Below are 21,613 nucleotides of genomic sequence, written 5' to 3'. Positions count from 1 at the left end.
CGAATGATCGCCGGGCCCGGGCCCGCCCCGGTGCGGGAACGACTCCCGCCCTCGGCTACAACGGCAGCAGGTGGTGCTTGCGCGGATTGCGGATGACCTTCTTGTCCCGCAGCAGGCGCAATGCCTTGCGCAATTCCAGCCGGGTAGACGCCGGCTCGATGACGGCATCGATGAATCCCCGCTCGGCCGCCACCCACGGCGTGGCCACGGTGGCGTTGTAGAAGTCGATCATCTGCTGTCGGACGGCGGCCTTCTGGTCTTCGGGGGCCGCGTCGATCTGCCGAGCGCCGATCAGACTCACCGCGCTCTCCGCGCCCATGACCGCGATTCGCGCGGTCGGCCACGCCAGGTTCACATCGGCGCCCAGCTGTTTGGAACCCATCACGGCATACCCGCCGCCGTAGGCCTTACGGACCACGACGGTCACCTTCGGCACCGTCGCTTCCACGAAGGCGAACAGGAACCGACCACCGCGTTTGATGACGCCGATCTTCTCCTGTTCCACACCGGGCAGGAAGCCGGGGGTGTCGACGACGAATACCAGCGGAATCTCGAACGCGTCGCACAACCGCACGAAATGCGACGCCTTGTCCGCCGCTCTGGCGTCCAGAGAGCCCGCGTACACCATCGGCTGATTGGCCACCACGCCCACACTGCGGCCGTCCACCCGAGCGAAACCGGTGATGATATTGCGCCCGGATTCGGCGGCGAACTCGTGGAAATTACCGTCGTCGAAGATCCGCAGCAGGACCTCGTGCATATCGTAGCCGGCGTTGTCGGCGTCCGGGATGATCGAGTTCAGCTCCAGGTCCGTCTCGGTGATCTCCGGCTCCAAACCGGGATTCACCACCGGCGGCAGCTCCTGGCAACTGCTCGGCATATAGGACAGGTATTCGCGCACCCACTGGAAAGCGGCCCGCTCGTCCTTGGCGACATGGTGGATATTGCCGTACTGGGCCTGGCTGTGCGCGCCGCCGAGCTCTTCCAGGCTCACATCCTCGCCGGTCACCTCGCGGATCACCTTGGGACCGGTGACGAACATGGACGCGTCCTCGGTCGCCACCACCACATCGGTGTTGATCGGGGAGTACACCGCGCCACCCGCGCATTTACCCAGGATCAACGAGATGGTCGGCACCATGCCCGACAGCGGCTCCTGGCGTCTGCCCAGTTCCGCGTACCAGGCCAGCGAGGACACCGCCTCCTGCACCCGGGCCCCGCCGGAGTCGTTGATACCCACCATCGGGCAGCCGACCTTGGCCGCGTACTCCATGATCGCGGCAACCTTGCGACCGAACATCTCACCCACCGAACCGCCGTAGACGGTCTGATCATGTGAGAAGACCGCGACCGGACGTCCGTCGACCAGTCCGTGTCCGGTCACCACGCCGTCGCCGTACAGCGCCGACGGGTCACCGGGACGCCGAACCAGCGCACCGATCTCCACGAAGGTGCCCGGATCGAGCAGCATATTGATCCGTTCGCGAGCGCTGGGGATCCCCTTCTTCGCCCGCTTGGCCACGCCGGCTTCTCCCGCCGGTTCCTGGGCCAGCTCCAAACGCTTGCGCAGATCCGCGAGTTTCTCGGCGGTAGTGCTCACTTGCTCCCTTTCGCGGCCACGCCCCTCGATGTGCTGATTTCCGCGAGTTTAGCGGTCAGATCGGCACCGATCCGGCCGATACGTGGCTCATCGATGATCTGGAGATGGTCGCCCGGAATGTGGATGACCTCCAGGTTCGGCAGGTACTCGTCCCAGCCGCCATTGGGTCGCCGATGGGCGTAGCGGGGCTCGAGTTCGATCGCCCCATCGTGGTAGCGATCGGCCAGGTAGAGCACGACATCACCGTCGTAGTGGGTCGGCTGCACCTGCTGTAGCGCGCGATTCTCGATCCATGAGGTCTTCTGATGTTCGAGGACACCGCCGGGAATCTTGGCGCCGGTCATCTTGATCAGATCGGAGATCATCTTGAACTGTTCTTCATCGGATGCCTCCGCGAGTTCGCGCAGCTGCTCCGGTCCCAGTTCACCCGTCACGCCATAGGTCTTCTTGGCGAAGGCCTGGTAACGCTGCATCCGAGCGAGCCGCTCGGCCGGGCTGTTGTCCTCCGGTTCGGTGGGGATCGCCAGGTCGATCAGTCCGACGACCCGCACATCGGCACCCTCGGACCGCAGGATCTGCGCGACCGCCATGGCCAGTACCGCACCCAACGACCAGCCGTACAGCACATACGGCCCCTCGCCCTGGAGTTTTCGCAGTTCGGGCACGTACTGGCGGGCCCGTTCCTCGATCGACCCCTCCACCCGCTCGAACCCGTACATCGGGGTGTCGGCCGGCAGGCGCTTGAGCAGCGGTTCGTAGACCAACGTATTGCCGCCGGCGGGGTGGAAGACGAAGACCGGAACGGCATCCGATCCCTCCGGACGGGCACGCAGCGGACGGATGAAACCGTCCACATCGGCACCACTGTCCTGCAGGGTTCGCACGATATCGGCGAGTTCTTCGATGGTCTCGGAGTCGAGCACATCGTCGATGGTGACCTCCGCGCCCACCCGCTCGGTGAGGCGGGCCGCCAACTTCTCTGCGGTGTCCTCGTCCAGGATCGGGAGGGTGTTGAAGATACCGCCGGCCGATTTACCGGTCACCACGGCCCAGGTGGCGAAGGTCAGTCGTTCGGCGGCGTCCCGTGGGGGGACATTGTCATCGTCGGAACCGGACTCCGGGGCACCACCGAACAGCGCGGCGGCCCCGGCCGGAACCGGATCGTCCTGCGTCGCACCGGCTTCGACGGTAACGGACTCACCAGCCGAATCGGAGATACCCGAATCGGACTGCCCGGCAACACTTTCCGTCGCATTCGAGGCGGATTCCGCAGAGGCCTCGGCCGTTTCGGGGCTCGTCGCGGCATCCTCGGTTGCGTCCACGCCTTGTGCCAGGGCGACAACCGGGTCCGCACCCGCTTCCATGGCGGCCTTGGCGGCGGCGACGAAATCGTCGTCCACGGTCAACTCGGCGGATCCCCCGGCGGCCCGAGCCGCGGCCTGCTGGTCGGCCATGGCCTGCACCTGGTCACGGTGCTCGATGGCGTAGTGCAGCACCTTGGCGACCTCGTGCAGGTTGGCATCGCGCACCGCCGACACCTGCAACTGCGGAATATCGAATTCGTATTCGACCCGGTTCTTGATCCGCATGGCCATCAACGAATCCAGCCCCAGCTCCATGAGCGGAATCTCCATGGGCAGGTCCTCGACGGCATAGCCCATGGACTCGGCCACGATCAACGCCAGCCGCTCCTCGACGGTCTGGCCGCTGTCGGGATCCCAGCGCTCCCCGAAACCCGCGGTGTCCGGGGCCTCCTCGGCGGCGGTATCGGCAAGCGGAGCGGAATCCGGCACGGCGACAGCGGTTTCGGCGGAAGAGGCAACTACGCCACCACCGGTGACCACCGCGTCGAACAGCAGTCGGAAGGTGCCTTCTTCCCGCACATGGACCTGCACCGAAGCGCCGCCCGGATGCGGGGTGAGTGTGGTGGTCAGCGTGCCCGAAGCGGGAACCGCACCGTGGGCGACGGTCGCGCCCACCGAGACATCGCCGAGCACCTGCGCCGCGGCGGCCCGCACCAGCTCCACCGGATCGGTAACCGCGGACGCCGATATCTCCCAGGCATGACGCCCATCCGGCAGCGCGACATGCGCGCCGGGCACCCGGGAAGCACCGCCACCGGCGACGAGGGCGCGGGTCTTGGGCCAGTACGACTTACGCAGGAAAGCGGTCCGCGGAATATCGGCGTACTCGCCGGCGGGCAGCAGCGACGCCAGGTCCACCGCATGGCCGTGCACATACAGCTGGGCCAATGCGGCGATGACACCGGCCGATTCGTCTTCCTTGCGCTTGAGTGTGGGAATCAACTGCGCGTCGTGCAGGCCGGCGGCGTAGGTGGTGCCCAACACCTGCATCAGCGCCACGGAATTCGGCGCCAATTCCAGGAAAGTGGTGATACCGCTGTCGACGGCCAATTTGATCGCATTGGTGAAGTACACGCTGTGGCGCATGTTCTTCACCCAGTAGGCCTCGGTGTGGACCGGATCGTGGCCAGGGCGGTAGTACTGCTCCTTGTCGACCGTGGAGTACAGGCCGACCTTCAACCTGGTGGGTTCGATACCGGCCAGTTCGGCGGCCAGTTCACCCAGCAGGGGGTCCATCTGCGAGGTGTGTCCCGCGCCGCGGGTCTGCAGGACCCGGGCGAATTTGCCCGCCTCCTCGACCCGCGCCACGATCGCGGCCACCTGGTCCACCGGCCCACCGATCACGGTATTGGTCGGCGCCGCGTACACCGCGACCTCGACATCGGGGAATTCGTCCAGCAGTGCCTCGATCTCGGCGGCGCTGTACTCCACCAGGGCCATATTGCGCACATCGGCGTCGCTGAGCATCTGCTCACCCTCGCCCATCAACCGCGAGCGGGCGCAGATCACCCGCACCGCGTCCTCGAGCGGCAGACCGCCCGCGATATAGGCACCGGCGACCTCACCCATCGAATGGCCGACCACGGCGGCCGGCTCGGCCCCGTGCGCGCGCAACAACGCGGCCAGGCCGAGCTGGATGGTGAAGATACCGACCTGGGAGGTCCCCACGTCGTAGTCCTGGGCGTCGTCCAGGATCATCTCGCGCACCGAATACCCGGCCTCATCCTGTACCAGCTCGTCGACCTGATCGACGGTGCGGCGGAAGATGGAGTTCTCCCGATAGAGCTGTTTGCCCATCTTGCGGTGCTGGGCGCCGAAACCGGCCATCACCCACATCGGCCCCTGCGCGGCCGGGGCGTCGGCGGTGAACACCCCCGGCCCCGGTTTACCCGCGGCAATGGCGCGCAGTCCGGCGACGGCCTCCTCATGGGTCTTGGCCAGCACAACGCCGCGAGAACGCCAGTGGCTGCGTTTGGCCAGCGACCGGGCCACATTCTCCAGCGGGGTACGACGCCCCTCCTCGGTTTCCAGCCAATCGGCCAGGTCCGCGGCGGCGCGCCGGCGACGCGACGGCAGATATCCGGAGACCGCGAGGATCACCGGCAGCGGCTCTTCCCGCTCCGTCGACCATTCCGGTTCGGACACTTGGTCTTTCGTCGCGGCGGTGTCGGGCGCATCGGGCGTCCCGTCCGCCGCGGACTCGCTCGCGGGCACGTATTCCTGCAGTACGACATGCGCGTTCGTACCGCCGAAGCCGAAACCGGAGATACCGACGGTCGCGACCCCGCTGTACCGCGGGAACTCCGTCGGCTCGTCGACCACCTTCAACCGGGCCTGCTCGAACGGAATATACGGATTGGGTCCGGCGAAGTTGATATTCGGCGGCAGCACATTGTGCTGGAACGCCATGACCACCTTGGCCAGGCTCGCCGCACCCGCACCGGATTCCAGGTGTCCGAAGTTGGTCTTGGCCGAGCCGAGCAAGGCCGGTTTGTCGGCGTCGCGCCCATGGCCCACCACCCGGGCCAGAGCCTCGGCCTCGATGGGATCGCCGAGCAGGGTGCCGGTGCCGTGCGCTTCGATGTAGTCGACGGTGGACGGCACGATCCCCGCGTCGCGGTAGGCGCGCCGCAGCACATCCACCTGGGCCTCCGGGTTCGGCGCGACCAGACCGTTGGAACGACCGTCGCTGTTGACCGCGGAGCCTTTGATGACGGCGAGGACGCGGTCGCCGTCACGTTCGGCGTCGGCCAGTCGTTTGAGCACCACCATGCCGGCGCCCTCGGAGCGGACCATACCGTCGGCATCGGCGGAGAACGCCTTGATCCGACCGTCCGCCGATACCGCCCCGATCTTGTCGAAACCGAGGGTGGCCATCGGCATGAGCAGCATGTTCACCCCGCCGGCCAGTGCTATATCGGCATCACCGTCTCGGAGGGCGCGCACCGCCTGGTGCACCGCGACAATGGTGGACGAGCACGCGGTGTCGATGGCCACCGACGGCCCACGGAAGTCGAAGAAGTAGGACACCCGGTTGGCGATAATGCTCGACGAGCTGCCCGTGATCGCATACGCCTGGGCCGAGGCCGGAACATCGGGGTCCTGTTCCCCCAGACCGAGCGCGGAGATCAGCTGAAAATCGTTGGTGGAGCTACCGATGAAAACACCGACGGGCTCGCCCTTGAGCTCGCTTGCCGGAATCCGGGCGTGCTCGAGCGCCTCCCAGGTGAGTTCCATCATCAACCGCTGCTGTGGATCGACACGCTCCACCTCGACCGGCGACATGGCGAAGAACTCCGCGTCGAAACCGGTGACCACGTCCTGGTCCAGATAACCGCCGCGGGTATTGGCCTCGGCGACGGCCCGGGCCAGCTCCGGCTCGTCCAGGAACTCCGCCCACCGTCCCGGCGGCAGATCCCGGATCGCGTCACCGCGATTGATCAGGAACTCCCAGGTCGATTCCGGGGTGTCACCGGCGCCCGGCAGCCGGGTGGACAGGCCGACAATGGCGATATCGCGCTGCTCACCCGGGGTGTAGCCGGCGGTGTAGAACAGGTCGTCCGACGCCTCGGCGGGCTGCTGAGGATCGCCGTTGACGATGACCTCGGCCAAGGAGGCGATGGTCGGGTGCTGATACACCACCGTGGCGTTCAACACCACCCCGGTCAGCTCCTCGATATCGCCGCCGAGGGCGAGGGCGTCGCGGGAGGCCAACCCGAACTCCTCCATGGGCCGGTCCACCGTGATGTTCTCCAGCGGTTGGCCCGTGGCCTCGGCCACCCAGCGACGCAGCCACTCCCGTAGCTCGGCCACCGTGATCTCGGTGTTCGCACCGGACGACGGCGCGTCCGCACCGGTCCCGCCGGCGGCCGCGGCCTCGGTCGCGGGAAGGTTCTCGGTCGTCTCGTGGGACGTGCCCTCGTTCTCAGCCATCAGTCCTCAAGCTACCTGTCGATGTACGGCACGTGGGGTGTCGGCCGACGCACCGCGGCCATTCTTCCCGGACGCTGTTCGAGGGTCGCGGCCGGGCCCGTCTGCGAACACCTCGCACAAGACGCCGGACAGCACCGCTATTCCTCGGGGGCGTCCGGGAAGGACTGCTGGGTGTAGCCGCCCCGCAGGGTCCCCTCGAGATACGCGGCCTTGCAGGCGCGACGCGCGATCTTGCCACTGGAGGTACGCGGAATCGAACCCGCGGGTACCAACAGCAGGTCACGCACGGTCACCCCGTGGCGGTGCGAAATGGCCGCCCGCACCGCGTCCACGATCGGACCTGGATCGGCCTTACCGGCACCGGGACCACGCTCGGCCACGACGACCAGTTGTTCGGAGGTGTCCTCGGGGTCGAACTTCAGACCCGAGTGTGCGCCCTGCTCGAACACCTCGGCGGGCAACTGGTTGGCGGGCACCGAGAAGGCGGCGATGAAACCGGGCCGCAGCGCGGAGCTGGCCTCCTGGGCGGAAAACTCCAAGTCCTGCGGGTAGTGGTTGCGGCCGTCGACGATCACCAGGTCCTTGACGCGGCCGGTGATGTAGAGCTCGCCCTCGAAGTAGACGCCGTAGTCGCCGGTGCGCATCCAGTTGGCGTCCTCGTCGGCCCCCTCGGCGTGGCTGCCCTCGGGGAGCCGATGCACGACCTTGTTCTGGAAGGTCGCCTTGGTTTCCTCCGGCCGGCCCCAATAGCCGATACCCATGTTGTTTCCGTGCAACCAGATCTCACCGACATGGCCGTCCGGCTGTTCCCGCGCGGTGCCTTCTTCGATGGACGCCGGATCGACGATCACCGCCCACTGGGAATGCGCGACATAACCGCAGCTCACCTGAGCGATGGCGTTTTCCGCATTCGGATCCACCCGCACCATGCGGCCCGCGTTCAGCTCGGCGCGGTCGACATAGGTGACCTTGGCCTCGTCCTCGTGCTTGGTCGCCGAGACGAACAGCGTGGCCTCCGCCATGCCGTAGCAGGGCTTGATTGCGGTCTTGGGCAGCCCGTACGGCGCGAACGCCTCGTTGAACTTCCGCATCGACGAGGTGGTGACCGGCTCGCTGCCGTTGATCAGGCCGATGACATTCGACAGGTCCAGCGTTTCGCCGTTCTTCGGCAGACCGCGAGCGGCGGCGTGCTCGAAGGCGAAGTTCGGCGCGGCGGCGAAAGTGCCGGCACCGTCGGATACCGCGGCCAGCTCCTTGATCCACCGGTAGGGCCGCCGCACGAACGCGGTCGGCGACATGATGGTGATGAACTTGCCGCCCACCGCGGGCAGGATCACCGTCAGCAGGCCCATATCGTGGAACATCGGCAGCCAGGTGACGCCGCGCGAGTTCTCGTCCAGTTTGATGGCGTCCACCATCTGCAGCAGGTTGGTGCCGACCGCGCGATGGGTGATCTCCACACCGGCCGGGGTCCGGGTGGAACCCGAGGTGTACTGCAGGTAGGCAATATCGTCCACCGAGATATCCGGGCGTACCCAGCTTTCGCCGACACTGTCCGGAATGGCGTCCACGGCGATGATGCGCGGGCGTTCGGCGGCCGGCAGCGAACGGAAGAACTGCCGCACCCCGGCCGCGGACGAACCGGCGGTGAGGATCGCCGACGGTTTGCAGTCGCCCAGCACGGCGTGCAGCCGGTCGGTGTGGCCGGGCTCTTCCGGGTCGAACAGCGGCACCGAGATGGTGCCCGCGTAGATGGCGGCGAAGAAGGAGATCACATAGTCCAGCCCCTGCGGTGCGAGCACCGCCACCCGGTCACCGGTCTTGGTGACCTGCTGGAGTCGAGCGGCCACCGCGCGCAGCCGGACACCGAATTCACGCCACGTCAGCTCGTGTACCTCACCGTCCCGCTCCCGCGAGTAATCGATGTAGCGGTACGCCAAGGTGTTCGCGTCGTTTCTGGTGTGCTTCTCGACGTGGTCGACCAGGGTGAGATGGTCGGGAATCGAAATCTTCCCGCTCTCGTCCAGGTAGTCGTCGAAAGTCTCGTCCATTCCTTCTCCTCCGAGGCACACGCAGCAAGACGGCGAGATGCCGCTATCACCTGTGAGGCCCCGACTCGCTTTCGCCCGCAGGTGCCCTCCTCGGTGGGAGGGCCGGCCAGCAGATTTTGGGGTGCGGTCTGCGCGGTGACCGCTATCGGCTAGATGTTCTCAAACCAGAGACATGTTACAGAGAAGCAGCTGTCACTCATCCCTCAGCAGGGGAATCACGGGTGCGAAGGCATCCATCTGGGTCGGGAAGATTCCCACATAGGACATACCGGTGAGCTGTCGCACCCGCCGTATCTGGTCGGCGATCTCCTCGAAGGTGCCGATGGCCACATACGGCGAGTCCAGAATTTCCTCCACCGTCAGTTTCACATCGACCTCGAGATCCGGGTGCAGTCCGCGGTCGAGCGCCGACAGCGCCATTTCCGCGGTCTTCTCCCGGTCGTCGGTGATCACCACCGCGGTGATCGCCCAGTTCAGCTCGATCTGGTCGAATCGATCCCCGGCCGCCTCCTTGATCAGTTGCACCTTCTCGATGGTCTTCTCCATCGTGATGGAGGACAGCATGCCCTTGCCGTTGGAGTTGGTGATCGGCACGACGGAGATGATGTCGGCGTGCTTGGCGGCCAACCGCAGCATCTTCGGACCACCACCACCGGTGCACAACGGCGGTCGCGGACCCTGCCGCGGCCTGGGAGTGCCCTTGACACCCTTCACCTGGTAGTACTTGCCCTCGAAGGTGCACTCCTGCCCCCGCAGCAGCACATCCAGGATGGTGAGTGTCTCCTCCAGTTTGGCCAACCGGGCGCCGGGCCGCTCATAGGGCAGCCCCGCCGCCAGGAATTCGTCCTGCTTCCAGCCGGCGCCGATGCCCACCTCGAGCCGTCCCTTGGACAGCACGTCGATGGTGGCCAGATCCTTGGCCAACACCACCGGATTGCGGAAACCGTTGGCCAGCACCGAGGTACCCAGACGGATCCTCTCGGTGGCCTGGGTCAGCGCGCCGAGGGCTGCGATCGGTCCGACCTGGTCGCCGAGATGGTCCGGCACCACGAAGGTGTCATAGCCGTACTCCTCGGCCTGCTGCGCCGTCTGGATGAACTTGCGCGCACCGCCCTCCTGCTTGTTTCCCTCCCCGGCGGCCGCGAAACGGAATTTGCGCAGCGGGGTGCCCAGCGCGCTCAACTCACCAACCGGTGCGGCGGCTTCTGTCATGAACTCATGCTCCTGGCTATCGGAAAATTACTGCGCACCCCGGGCGAGGAAAGCGACGGGCGCACGATTATCAGCGCACTTTACCGCCTGCCCCGAACTACCCGGCGTGCTGTGTGCGGTGTCCATTGCCGGTCACAACATCACCCGATCAGGAATGTGGCGGATGGGGTGCCGACTCGATGAGTCCGCCGGCCCATTCGGCCGTCCACCGGGTGGCCGTCGTACCGTTCCCGTCGACCACGAAGTCGTGGTAGAGGCTGTGGATCGGGTTGCCGACCGCCTGCACCAGGGTGCCGAGGCTACCGAAGATATTGGTCGGGCTCAGCGCCTGCCGCGGGGCATCACAGATCAGATCGCCCGGCGCGCAGATCGTGTATGTGCGATCGGCCAGCTCCCCGAACCCTCCGACACGCGGACCGGTCATCGTGATCCCGGGGACGTTCAGACCCCCGAGCGCGACTTCCGCGCCCACCCCGGTCGGCACCTCACCGATCGGGATCGGCTGTCCCGGCCCCGGCTCACCACTGCGGCGACCGTCGGCGATCAGGGTCACACCCAGCACCAGATCCGCGGGCACCGGGCCTTCACCCGCGCCGATCCGGGCCGCGATATCACCGGCGATCACCGCTCCCTGGGAGAATCCGGCCAGCACATAGGTGGTCAACGGGCATTCCGCGTGCATGCGTGCCAGCTCGTCGATGGCACGCTGGGTGCCTTCGGAGCGGCTGACGTTATAGGAGGCCTGACCGTCCGGCGGGAACGCGATGGGATTGGAGAACTGCGCCACATACGGCACGGTGTAGATCTCGAGCCGCTCCTCCGGGAACTGCGGCCGCACCGCATTGGTGACGTGCAGCATGAGCGACGCCGGATTCGCGGTCGGGTTTTCCGGATTGTCCTCACGGCTGGATTCCCAAGTACCGGGAATCGACATGAACTGCACATCCGGGCAGGTCTCCGGCTGGGTGAGGGGCGGCTCGGGCGGCGGTGGGGGGCCGGGTTCCGGCTCCCGTAACCGCCCCGCCAGCAGGTACCACAGCAGCAGCACCACGATGACGACCAGCACCACGACCGCGATCGGAATCAGGCATCCCGGTGGTCGCGAGAAACGGGACGCCGTGGAACGACGCGCACTCACTGGCAGTAGTGCTGCTCGGCGGTGTCGATGTAGATCTTCCCGGCCTGCTCAACCGGCATCTTGGACGGGTCGAACGACGGATCGGAACCGGCCATCGCATTGACGAAGGTCGTCATCTCTTCCCTGGACACGCCCTGCGCCAGTCCCTGGCAGACATAATTGCCGATATTCAGGGCGATCTCCGGACTGGCCGGGGACACCCCCTGTTTGCCCAGCTCGTCCAGGAACTGCTGCTCCTTGTCGCCGACCGGGGCGCTATCGGGCGATTCCTGCGGCGGCAGGGGTGCCGGGCGCTCCGGTTCGGCCGGCGGCTCCCCGGCCGACTCGCCCTCGGGAGGCGCGGGGGCCTCGCCCTCCGGCGCCGGGGCCTCGGGGACCGAGCTCGCGGACTGCGGCGCGCTGGTCGCCGCGGACGACAATGTCGGCGTACTCGTCGCGGTCGACTCCTCGTCACCGCAGGCGGCGAGTAGACCGGAAACGGCGATAGCCGCTACCACACCGAAAACCTTGCCTCGGGTCCGATACATACACATCCTGTCCGTGTCCTTCGCCGCGCTTTCGGCGCGGCCGGTCGGGGCCCCTCGGATCTCGGCCGCGAACCTCTCGGGTTCACCGTCGGTTGCGAACCGGCAGGGCGCGACCACCGAGGGTAATACCCGAACGGGCTGTTCGCCGGGCCGGCCTCCGAAGTCTGCGACACCGGCCACCGGCGAACGGCCCACCGCACCGGCCGCACCCGTATCGCACCACCGGCACCGCCGCCTGCCCGAAGCGGCCGGCTCAGCGCGGCGGGTGCACCTCGACCCGATTGTCCCGAATGGTGATGAAACCGCCCTGGAAATTCTGCTGGACGCCTCCCGGCACGGCGAATTCGTCCCCCACCGGATACCCGAGCCTGCCGCCCTCGAACCCGGCTTCCCGCCAGGCGTCCATAATCGGCCCGTTGAGCACCGTCCAGGCGCCGGAAGCCGGAGTCCAGTAGATATTGCCGCCCTCGAAACGACTGAACCGGCCGTCGTCCTTCAGCGGTAGTTCCTCGTCCACGGGGAAACCCAGCCGACTGTTCTCGTACCCGAGCGCCGCGTACTTCTCCAGGATGAGTCCCTGCACCAGGTGGGCTCCGGCGGGTGGGGAGAAATACATGAGCCCATGCTCGAAGCCCTGCACGGCGCCGTCGCGGTGCGGTGTTCGCACCTCCGGACCCATCGGATATCCGGCGGGCCCGCCTTCATGGCCCTGCCTTCCCCATTCGGCCAGAATCTCGCCTCGCACCGGCTGCGCCCCGGTCTGTGGCGTCCAGTACAGCGAACCGTTGCGGAACGGCTGGAACCGCCCTCGTCCGTCCGGCAGCGACTGTTCCGGCCCGGTCGGCAGCCCCAATGAGCCTCCGGGGCCCGCGAAGGCCTGGTATCCGCCCCCGATCATGCCCGCCACCGGTTGTGCCCCACCTTCATCGGAGAAGAACACCCGGCCATGCCGGAAGTCCTGGGCGAGCCCGCCCGGCACCTGGTATTCACCGGTGAGACAGTCACCCAGCCAGGGATTCGCCGCGGCCACCGCGCCGATCGCCCCCTCCGCGGCGCAGGCCGGTTTATCGAGAGGAACACCGAGTGCGGCGGCGGCGTACGGCCAGGACTGCCGCATTTCGAAATCCCAGTAAGGCCAGGTGTGGGTGCCCGCCGAGCGATAGTTGACCTGGGCCGGAATCGATAGTTTCCCCAGTTCGGCAACGAAATTCCGGGAAGTGATCAAAGACAACGTCTCCAATCCCATACCGGCCATATTCGTGCTGACGCCCGGGATATCGGCGCCCGGATCATGGTCCCCGGAGGCACCGGTACCGCTGGAGACGTAGAGAGCGACACCCCGAAGTCGCTCGGCCAACAGCAGCGGATCGTGTTCCCGCCATTCGGGACTGCCCGGCGGCCCCCACATGGCCGTGGAATCGAAACCACCCGCATCGGCCATGGCGAGCTGGATGGCCTGTGGCATTCCCATCGTGGTGGTGGTGAGAAAACCCGAATAGGACGCGGCGTATTTCGCGAAACCGGGATTGCGGGCGGCCAGGAACATGGCCGCGGTGCCACCCATCGACAGACCCGCCAGACCACGGGTCGTCGCAGCCCGCCACTGGCTTTCCAACAGCGGCGGCAACTCCTTGGTCAGGAATGTTTCCCACTTGTAGTTCTTGCCGTTGTCCGGTTTCAGCCAATCGGAGTAGAAACTGGACCGGCCGCCGACCGGTAGGACCACCGTGACGTCCTTGTCGGCGAAGAAATCCACGGCACCGGTTTCGGTGATCCAACCGCTGTTCTCATCGGTGGCCCGCAAACCGTCGAGCATGTACAGCACCGGAAATTTCGCGTCGGACCGGGCATTCCACTCCCGGGCCAGGAGTAGTCGCACCTGGATCGCCTCGCCCATGGCCGGTGAATTCACCCACAACACCACATGTCGATCGGTGAGCCAGACGACATCGCGGACCGTCGCCGACTCCGTGGCCGCGGCCGGGCGGGCGGCGGCCGGTGCGTGGCCGACCCACCACGGCATGACCAGCGCGGTCACCAGCGCCGCCAGGCACCGACGGAGCGACCGTCGGCGGTGACCGGCCCACAACGTGCCCCCACTCCCATGTGTTACCCCTGCCACACACCTGTTTGTACCGTGGCGGCGTGCGAATCCCTAGCGACTCGCGCGGGGATTGACCAGGTCGTTGTGCGCCGGCGACCTTCTCGAATACGAAAGGCGCCCCCTGCTTCCCGGGAAGCGGAGGGCGCCTTTCGAGTCGGCTATCGGTGTGGGATCACCAACCGTTGGTGGAATCCAGGAACATCGGCCGGGACGCGGCGAGCTGGTCCTGCCAGTAGCGCCAGCTGTGCGTACCGGTCGCCGGGAACTCGAAGTGGGCCGGGATGCCCAGAGTCCTCAGACGCGCCTGGAAGGCCCGGGTGTTCACCAGCGACAGCGCTTCCAGTGCCATGGCGTTACCGGTGTTGAACGCGCCGACGGCCGAGTTGGGGTTGTCGTACGGGCCGGGCAGACCGCTACCGGCCGAGATGTACATCGGCAGACCGCGCAGCTGCGGGGCGAAGACGAAGGGGTCCATCCGCAGCCACTGCGGGCTCCACGGCGGAGCCATCGAGTCGACGTTGTAGCGACCGGCGTCCAGCATGGCGATCCGGAGCGCCTCGCGCATACCCGGCGCGGAGATGTTCAGGTAGCCGGAGTAGGAAGCGGCCGACTTGAACTGATCACGGTGGTAGGCGGCCAGGGTCAGGGCGGCGCTACCACCCATGGACAGACCGGCGACCGCGTTGTTGGTGGGCGAGACCCCGTAGTTCGCCAGGAAGGCGGGCAGTTCCTTGGTGAGGAAGGTCTCCCACTTGTAGGTGAACTTCTGGCCGTTGGTGTTGCTCGGGGCATACCAGTCGGCGTAGAAGCTCGACTGACCACCGACCGGCATGACCAGGCTGATGTTGTCGTTGCGGAACATCTCCAGCGCGTTCGTCTCGAACGACCAGGCGTTGCGGTCGTCACGCGCGCGCATACCGTCGAGCAGGTACAGGGCCGCGTCGCCGCCACGCGAGGCCCACTGGACCTGGACCTTGATCGGTCCCATCCCGGACGGAACCATCAGTTCCTCGTAACCACCGGCGGGAGCCCGCAGCACCGGCGCGTGCGCGGGAGCCGCGACCGCGGCGGTCGGAGCCGCGAAACCGGCCGCCACCGGTAGCGCGAGCGCCGCAGCGCCTATGGCCAGAATCCGGTTACGCCAACCGCGAGGTGCACCCCGCCGCCCCGTTCTTCCCTTCGGGGCGGCCGCCCTGCCGAAACGCATGAATTCCGCTCTCTTTCTGCTGTCTGTGATGTCGTCCGCCACACCGCGTGGACAACACCCCTTTTTGTCGGCGAGCGCCATCGGTCCGTTACCGGTTCCCGACCTACTCGACACATCACCGACGGCACTACAACGATCCGGTCACAGATGTGCTCGGTGACAATATTCGACCAATGGGGGCCTTAGCAAGGCCGAGGGGACCCGATGGCCGAAATGCGCCCGCGGAGACTCTGTGATTGCGTCGTGACACTACCGCCTTCGGCTGTTGATGTCTCGCGGGAGAGATTATTTGTTCCATATCTCATTTCCGCCCGCACAACCGCGATGTGTATGCGAACCACCGGCAAATAGGTGTCAGGTTCCGGATACGACACCGCCCGTCGGATACGTCGACCGACGCATCCGGCGGGCGGTGGGATCGAGCGGCGCTAACCGATATGGGCGGACAGATCCGGAATCATCCGGTGAGCTTCGGCCTGCCAATAGGTCCAGGAGTGTATGCCCAGATTCGGGAACGAATAGACGACATTGTTCGCCCCCAGCGTCATCATCCGCACTTGGAAGGCGCGGGTATTGGCCAGTGCGAGCGCTTCCAGCCCCATACCGGTGACGGTATTGCCGTCGAACCCGTCGGCGAGCTCGGGCAGGCCGCTACCGGCCGAAATCCACAACCGCGTGTTGTTGTCCCGCAGCCGCGGCGCGAATACGAAGGGATCCATGTTCAGCCACTGCGGGCTCCACGGGGCGGCCATCGAATCGACGTTGTAGCCCCCGGCATCGATCATGGCCAACCGGATCGCCTCACGCATACCGGGCGCGGAGATGTTCAGATAGCCGGAATAGGAACCGGCGAAGCTGAACTGGTCCGGATAGTAGGCCGCCAGCTTCAGCGCGGCGCTACCACCCATCGATAGCCCGAACACCCCGTTGCGATAGGGGTTGAACCCGAGTCGATCGCGCAGCGCCCAACGCAGATTCTGGGTGAGGAACGTTTCCCATTGGTATCGGTAGCTCTTTCCCGGCCCCTCGGAGAGGACGTTGAGCGCACCCGAACCCGAGGACGAACCGGTCGGTGGCGCTCCGAAGAACGAACTCGGCGCGGCCCAGTCGGCATAGAAACTGGACATACCACCGATCGGCATGACGACATTGATATTCCAGTCCATAAGCGCCTGGGCGATATCGGTTTCCATCTCCCAGCCGTTGTGCGTCTCGGGAGCACGCATACCGTCCAGGGCGTAGACGACCCGATCGGTGTTGCCGTCCTTCGCACGGAAGATCCGAGACCGAATGGGGCCCATCGGAGAGTCGACCCAGAAATCGAATCCCGCGGGGTTCGGCGCCGCCACGGCGGGCGCGACCGAGCTCGTCGCCGAGATTCCGAGCGGCAGGAGTACGGCCAGGGCCAGCCCCAGCGAACCGATCCCCCTCGTCCACCGCTTCAGCCATGAACCGGAGCGCTCCGATCTCCCGGCCCTGCGCGCACTTCGCATTCGACTAGACCTTTCGCCTGGACAGTCGGACAGCAAATCACGAGCTACGTTACCGTCCTGTTGCTCGACATTCCGGTAGGCGAGACCGTACCGCAACGAAACCCGCCCCGGGCGCGTTCACCGGTTCGACCGCGCGCCCCACGGCAAAACAGAGACGGCGCCGCGGAGTCGACCCCGCGGCGCCGTCGACGACTTCCGGTTGTCCCGGCCGATCCGGCTAACCGATATGAGCCGACAGATCCGGGATCATCCGATACACCTCGGTTTCCCAATATCGCCAGTTGTGCACCCCGACGGCCGGGAAGTCGTAGGTCACATTCGTGGCCCCGATCGACATCATCCGCGCCTGGAAGGCACGGGTATTGGCCAGCGCCAGTGCTTCCAGGGCCATGGCGCTGACGGTGTTGCCGTCGAATCCATCACCCGGGCCGGGCAATGCACTACCGGCCGAAACCCACAGCCGCGTATTGTTCTGGCGCAATTGCGGCGCGAAGACGAATGGATCCATTCGCAGCCACTGTGGACTCCACGGCGGCGCCATGGCATCGATATTGAAACCACCGGCGTCGAGCATGGCCACCCGCAATGCCTCCCGCATACCGGGGGCGGAAATGTTCAGATAACCCGAATACGAACCGGCATAAACGAACTGGTCGGGATGATAGGCCGCGAGAGTGAGGGCGGCACTACCACCCATGGACAGGCCGAACACCCCATTGCGATTCGGGTTGAAGCCGAGGCGGTCACGCAATGCCCAACGCAGATTCTGGGTGAGAAACGTTTCCCATTTGTACGTGGTCGACTTACCCGGTCCGCCGGACGAACCCGAGGCCAGTCCGGATCCGGAGGCCGATCCGGTGGCCCCCTGGGCACTTCCGGTGCCACTGAGCCCGAAGAAGTTACTCGGCGCGATCCAGTCGGCGTAGAAACTGGACATACCACCGACCGGCATGACCACGTTGATATTCCATTTGGTCAGCTCACGAGCAATATTCGTGTCGATTTCCCACCCGTTGAGCTCGTTCCCGGCCCGCATCCCGTCGAGCGCGTACACCACTCGGCGGGTATTACCGTCGGCGGCGCGGAAGATCCGGGATTTGATCGGCCCCATCTCCGAATCGACCCAGAAATCGAAACCACTCGGGTCGAATGCCGCCGACGCGGGCGCCGCCGGGCCGACCACCGAAACTCCCAGCGGTAACAGGGCGGTCAGCGCCAACAACACCGAACGGCGCAACCGACCGCGAATACCGCCTCTCGCCCCCCGACCGGTACGCGCACGACGTCCACCCTCACCCTGCTCCTCGGAACCTGTGTGGACACTTTCCACGGATATGTGCGCCACCCCCTCCCGGCGATGACCGCTCATGCTGGACATCTGTTCTCGGCCTTCCCTCGTGCGGCACACTGCCGCGTTACCCCACAAGGCGCCCCCACCGGAACAGCGAGGGCGCCGACACCACGGCAGCCTAACCCGACCACCGGGCCCGCGCGTGCCCCGAATTCCTCCCTCACCCCGAGATTTACCGCACCGAAACGAGGAAGGCACGGGTCAGCGTGGTGACGACGGGTGCGGGTCGACCAGGCCACACCGCTGGATCTCGTACTTGGGTACGCGGTCGATGCGGTAGGAGGCGAACCGCAGGGCGTTGCGCAGATTGTGCGCGAAACGTTTCCAGCCGAGTGGCTCCCGATACGACAGCTGCAAGGCGATGGTGTCCGGGCAGGACATGGCGACCCGGGCCTGATCGACCCATTTCTCGTCCATGTACCAGGGCATCCACGGCTTGCGGTCCACCATCCCGGTATCCACGATCACCCAGTCCGAGTACAGGCTCTTGTCGTGGCCGATTCGTCCGTCGGTGAGCCGGTCGGTATGCGCGGCCAGCGGATAGGCCAGCCCCATCGGATCCAGAACCCGAACATTCAGGGGCACGTTCATACTGGTCATCCCCAGATTCAGGAAGTAGACCGTATGACCGGCCCCACCTTCGGGGATCGGCAGCGGCGGGGGCACCACATGCCAGAACATGAACGACGGCGAGTTCAGCAGCAAACCCCCGTCGGGGTGCTGTTCGATGGCCTCGACCATGGGCCGTATCCGGGCGTAGTCGAGGTAGTGCTCGGCGAGGATGGGATGGTCGTGGCCGGTATTGAGCACGTAGTAGACGCGCTCGTCGACGATCCCGGACCTGCTGATCTTGGTGCCGGTCGTGATGGCGGTGGTTCCCATCGCCAGCAGCGCCCAGACCACCACGACGGTCAGCGCGATCGCGGGCACCCCGATCGTTTTCCCGAGCCCCTCCCGAGACAGCGCGGGAACGCGGACTGGGAAGACCATTACCGGAAGCAGCAGCAGGAACAACTGCGGCAACAACATCCGGCCGTGCATGAAATCGCCGCCCACCCGCAAGGCGTAGACGGTGAGCAGCGCACCGGCGAACAACACCAGCGCGACCACCGCACTCGGCGACCGCAACCGCTTCCGCACCCGGTGCAGCCGCTCACGACCACTGCCCTCGCCGAGGCCGGCGAGCACGATCGGCCGGCGGCCCCATGTCGCAACGGCACCCACGGCGAGCAATGTCAGCAGCGGCACCCACAGAAAATACGGGCCGACCAGATCCCACAGATAGGTGAAACCCTGGCCCCATTTGGCGCCACCTGCGTCCTTGGCCACCGCCGTATTCGGATAGGGCAGACCGTAATAGCCCATCCGGAAGACCTGATACGCCAGCGGCACGAATCCGGCGACGGCCACGATCACCAGTCGCAGTGTCGTCGGCCGCCACCGCGACTCCGGCATCGGCGCCAGCCAGATCAGCAGCAGGGCCAACCCGCCCACCACGGTCATCTCCGGCCGGATGAGCGGCGCCAGTCCGGCGAGGAAGACCAGTCCGAGCAAGGCGGGCACCCGGGGGCGAGCGGCCTGGCTCCAGCGCAGCAACAGCCACCACAGCAGGCCGATCCAGCAGATGACCAGGCAGTTCTCCAGGCCCGAGGTGGCGTAGTCGCGGGCGGGCGGAAGCGCGATATAGACCAGCACACCCGCCGGCAACAACAGTGCCGAGGACGTACCGCCCCACAGCCGGCCGGTGCCGAGCATGGCGAACGTCACGGCCAGCACCGACAGCACCAGCGCGATCCCGAGCACCACGTACTCCAGTCGCGCCTGGGTCACCCAGCTGAAGAACCAGACGATATAGGTCCACGCGGTGCTGGTGTTGGTTTCCACTCGCTCGCCGGCATTGAACACCGGGCCATTGCCCGCCAGCAGATTGCGGACGGTGCGCAATACGATGAGCCCGTCGTCGGCGATCCACCGACGCTGCCAGCCGCCGAGCGCGAACAGGGCGGCGACGAGCACGATCCCACCGACGAAAGTGGTGCGGGACAGTCGCACGAACCGCGACGGAAATTCCCCTTCGACCGCGGAGCGCTCGTGCGCGGGTTCGATTCGCTCCGCCTCCGCTACCAGCTTTTCGTCAGGTGAGGTAGACAGCGACACCTACCGCTCCGATCCAGGCTACGGCGAGAAGTTGCAGAACACGGTCCCGGAAGGCGATCTCCTCGGGCTCACCGGCCTCACCACCGTCCACATCGACCGCGTACCGCAGAATCGCGATGGTGAACGGCACCATCGAGATCGCAAACCACTGTGTGTCGTTGTTCTGGTTCTGCTCGAAGGCCCACAAACCGTAGAACACCACCACCGCGGTCGCCGCCAGGGTCCAGATGAACCGCAGGTAGGTGGGTGTGTAGTACTCCAGCGATTTGCGGATCTTGGCGCCGGTCGACAGCGCGATCTGCAGTTCGGCATAACGTTTACCGGCCGCCATGAACAGCGAGCCGAACGCCATGATCAGCAGGAACCACTGCGACAGCGGTATCCCCGCCGCGGCGCCGCCCGCCACCGCGCGCAGTAGGAAGCCCGAGGACACGATGGAGATGTCCAGGACCGCCTGGTGTTTGAGCCCGAAGCAGTAGCCCAGCTGAATGGCGATGTAGACGGCCATCACCACGGCCAGCTGCCAGGCGGCCAACAGCGAGACCAGCAGTGATCCGATCAACAGCACCGCCGCCAACGCATAGGCCAGGTTCACCGGCACCACCCCGGCCGCGATCGGACGGTTCCGCTTGGTCGGATGCGCCCGATCGGCCTCCACGTCCATGGCGTCGTTGACCAGGTAGATACCCGAGGCGGCCATACAGAAGACCACGAAGGCGATGCCGACATGGGCGAGCACGTCGACATCGGTGACCGTGCCCGCCGCCAGCGGAGCCGCCAGCACCAGGACGTTCTTCACCCACTGCCGCGGACGGACGGCCTTGACCAGGCCGCCGACCAGTGTTTTCGGCGGTCCTTTGACAACGGCTTCGGCCAGATCGGCGCCGGTGGGTTCTTCGCTCATATCAGGCAGCGCCTTTTCTTCTTGTGCGGTCACTGTCGAGTCTCTTTTCGGCGGCGAGCAGGGCGGCGGCGGACGCGGCACCGAGCGCCGAACCGGCGAGTACATCGGAGGGATAGTGGACCCCGAGCACAACCCGTGAGAGCAACATCGGTGGTACGAGCACCGCAGGCAAGGGTAGCCCGGTCAATTTTCCGAGCAACACCGCCGCCGCGGTCGTGGAGGTGGCATGCGAGGACGGGAAGCTCAACTTACTCGGCGTCGATACGTTGACCTGCACCGACGGCGCATGCGGCCGGGGTCGGCGGACGATCCGCTTGATCACGATCGAGGCCGCGTGGGCGCCGACCGCGCCGACCGCCACCCCGACCCAACGCCGCCGCCGCGGCTTGTCCAGCAAGGCGCCGACCGCGGCGATACCGACCCACCCGAGCGCGTGCTCGCCGAAATGCGACATCCCGCGCGCCGCGGAGATCACCGCCGGCGTGCCGATCGCGCCCTGCACGGCCTCGATCACCGCCACCTCGGGTGCGGGGCCGGCACCGCTGCCGGCGTTCAATGCCGTATTCACCGAG

13 protein-coding genes are annotated in these 21,613 nt (G+C 66.2%); all 13 read right to left on the bottom strand.

Going from position 1 to position 21,613, the window contains the following annotated elements:
* Positions 1–55: 55 nt before the first annotated feature.
* Positions 56–1,600, bottom strand: a complete 1,545-nt coding sequence (locus tag ON32_RS00695; protein WP_040787828.1) for an acyl-CoA carboxylase subunit beta — start codon at positions 1,598–1,600, stop codon at positions 56–58.
* On the bottom strand, positions 1,597–6,897 hold the full coding sequence (gene pks13, locus ON32_RS00690; RefSeq protein ID WP_040787826.1) for a polyketide synthase Pks13: 5,301 nt from the start codon (positions 6,895–6,897) through the stop codon (positions 1,597–1,599). Before pks13 ends, ON32_RS00695 begins: the two co-directional genes overlap by 4 nt.
* A 137-nt stretch (positions 6,898–7,034) precedes the next feature.
* A complete protein-coding gene (fadD32, locus tag ON32_RS00685; protein WP_040787823.1) occupies positions 7,035–8,948 on the bottom strand; it encodes a long-chain-fatty-acid--AMP ligase FadD32 in 1,914 nt (637 codons plus the stop codon).
* 192 nt (positions 8,949–9,140) lie between these two features.
* Positions 9,141–10,160, bottom strand: coding sequence for an LLM class F420-dependent oxidoreductase (locus ON32_RS00680; RefSeq protein WP_040787822.1), 1,020 nt, complete (start codon positions 10,158–10,160; stop codon positions 9,141–9,143).
* Positions 10,161–10,308: 148 nt separating this feature from the next.
* Positions 10,309–11,304, bottom strand: a complete 996-nt coding sequence (locus ON32_RS00675; RefSeq protein ID WP_373284220.1) for a cutinase family protein — start codon at positions 11,302–11,304, stop codon at positions 10,309–10,311.
* Positions 11,295–11,795, bottom strand: coding sequence for a DUF732 domain-containing protein (locus ON32_RS00670; RefSeq protein ID WP_245550728.1), 501 nt, complete (start codon positions 11,793–11,795; stop codon positions 11,295–11,297). The genes ON32_RS00675 and ON32_RS00670 overlap by 10 nt, the downstream gene beginning before the upstream one ends.
* 283 nt (positions 11,796–12,078) lie before the next feature.
* Positions 12,079–13,848 carry an alpha/beta hydrolase-fold protein gene (locus ON32_RS00665; RefSeq protein WP_040787945.1) on the bottom strand — a complete coding sequence of 590 codons (1,770 nt, stop codon included), beginning with the start codon at positions 13,846–13,848 and terminating at the stop codon, positions 12,079–12,081.
* Between the two features lie 253 nt (positions 13,849–14,101).
* Positions 14,102–15,136, bottom strand: coding sequence for an alpha/beta hydrolase (locus ON32_RS00660; protein ID WP_083873830.1), 1,035 nt, complete (start codon positions 15,134–15,136; stop codon positions 14,102–14,104).
* Positions 15,137–15,564: 428 nt separating this feature from the next.
* Complete coding sequence (locus ON32_RS00655; RefSeq protein WP_083873809.1) at positions 15,565–16,629, bottom strand: alpha/beta hydrolase; 1,065 nt, start codon at positions 16,627–16,629, stop codon at positions 15,565–15,567.
* Positions 16,630–16,846: 217 nt separating this feature from the next.
* Entirely contained in the window at positions 16,847–17,998 is a 1,152-nt protein-coding gene (locus ON32_RS00650) for an alpha/beta hydrolase (protein WP_083873808.1), read from the bottom strand.
* A gap of 183 nt (positions 17,999–18,181) precedes the next feature.
* Complete coding sequence (locus ON32_RS00645) at positions 18,182–20,137, bottom strand: arabinofuranosyltransferase AftB family protein (protein WP_040787818.1); 1,956 nt, start codon at positions 20,135–20,137, stop codon at positions 18,182–18,184.
* Complete coding sequence (locus tag ON32_RS00640) at positions 20,115–21,041, bottom strand: decaprenyl-phosphate phosphoribosyltransferase (RefSeq protein WP_040787817.1); 927 nt, start codon at positions 21,039–21,041, stop codon at positions 20,115–20,117. The genes ON32_RS00645 and ON32_RS00640 overlap by 23 nt, the downstream gene beginning before the upstream one ends.
* A 1-nt stretch (position 21,042) precedes the next feature.
* A complete protein-coding gene (locus ON32_RS00635) occupies positions 21,043–21,609 on the bottom strand; it encodes a phosphatase PAP2 family protein (protein ID WP_373284219.1) in 567 nt (188 codons plus the stop codon).
* Between the last annotated feature and the right edge of the window lie 4 nt (positions 21,610–21,613).

The sequence above is a fragment of the Nocardia paucivorans NBRC 100373 genome (genome assembly GCF_000308675.1).
Classification (GTDB): Bacteria; Actinomycetota; Actinomycetes; order Mycobacteriales; family Mycobacteriaceae; genus Nocardia; species Nocardia paucivorans.
This window is presented reverse-complemented; position numbering and strand designations above follow the sequence as displayed.

What these genes read in the sequence shown, in the direction of transcription:
- pks13 (WP_040787826.1), bottom strand. Translation starts at nt 6,897, where the DNA reads ATGGCTGAGAACGAGGGCACGTCCCACGAGACGACCGAGAACCTTCCC.
- fadD32 (WP_040787823.1), bottom strand. Translation starts at nt 8,948, where the DNA reads ATGGACGAGACTTTCGACGACTACCTGGACGAGAGCGGGAAGATTTCG.
- ON32_RS00680 (WP_040787822.1), bottom strand. Translation starts at nt 10,160, where the DNA reads ATGACAGAAGCCGCCGCACCGGTTGGTGAGTTGAGCGCGCTGGGCACC.
- ON32_RS00665 (WP_040787945.1), bottom strand. Translation starts at nt 13,848, where the DNA reads ATGCCGTGGTGGGTCGGCCACGCACCGGCCGCCGCCCGCCCGGCCGCG.
- ON32_RS00660 (WP_083873830.1), bottom strand. Translation starts at nt 15,136, where the DNA reads ATGCGTTTCGGCAGGGCGGCCGCCCCGAAGGGAAGAACGGGGCGGCGG.
- ON32_RS00655 (WP_083873809.1), bottom strand. Translation starts at nt 16,629, where the DNA reads ATGCGAAGTGCGCGCAGGGCCGGGAGATCGGAGCGCTCCGGTTCATGG.
- ON32_RS00650 (WP_083873808.1), bottom strand. Translation starts at nt 17,998, where the DNA reads ATGAGCGGTCATCGCCGGGAGGGGGTGGCGCACATATCCGTGGAAAGT.
- ON32_RS00640 (WP_040787817.1), bottom strand. Translation starts at nt 21,041, where the DNA reads ATGAGCGAAGAACCCACCGGCGCCGATCTGGCCGAAGCCGTTGTCAAA.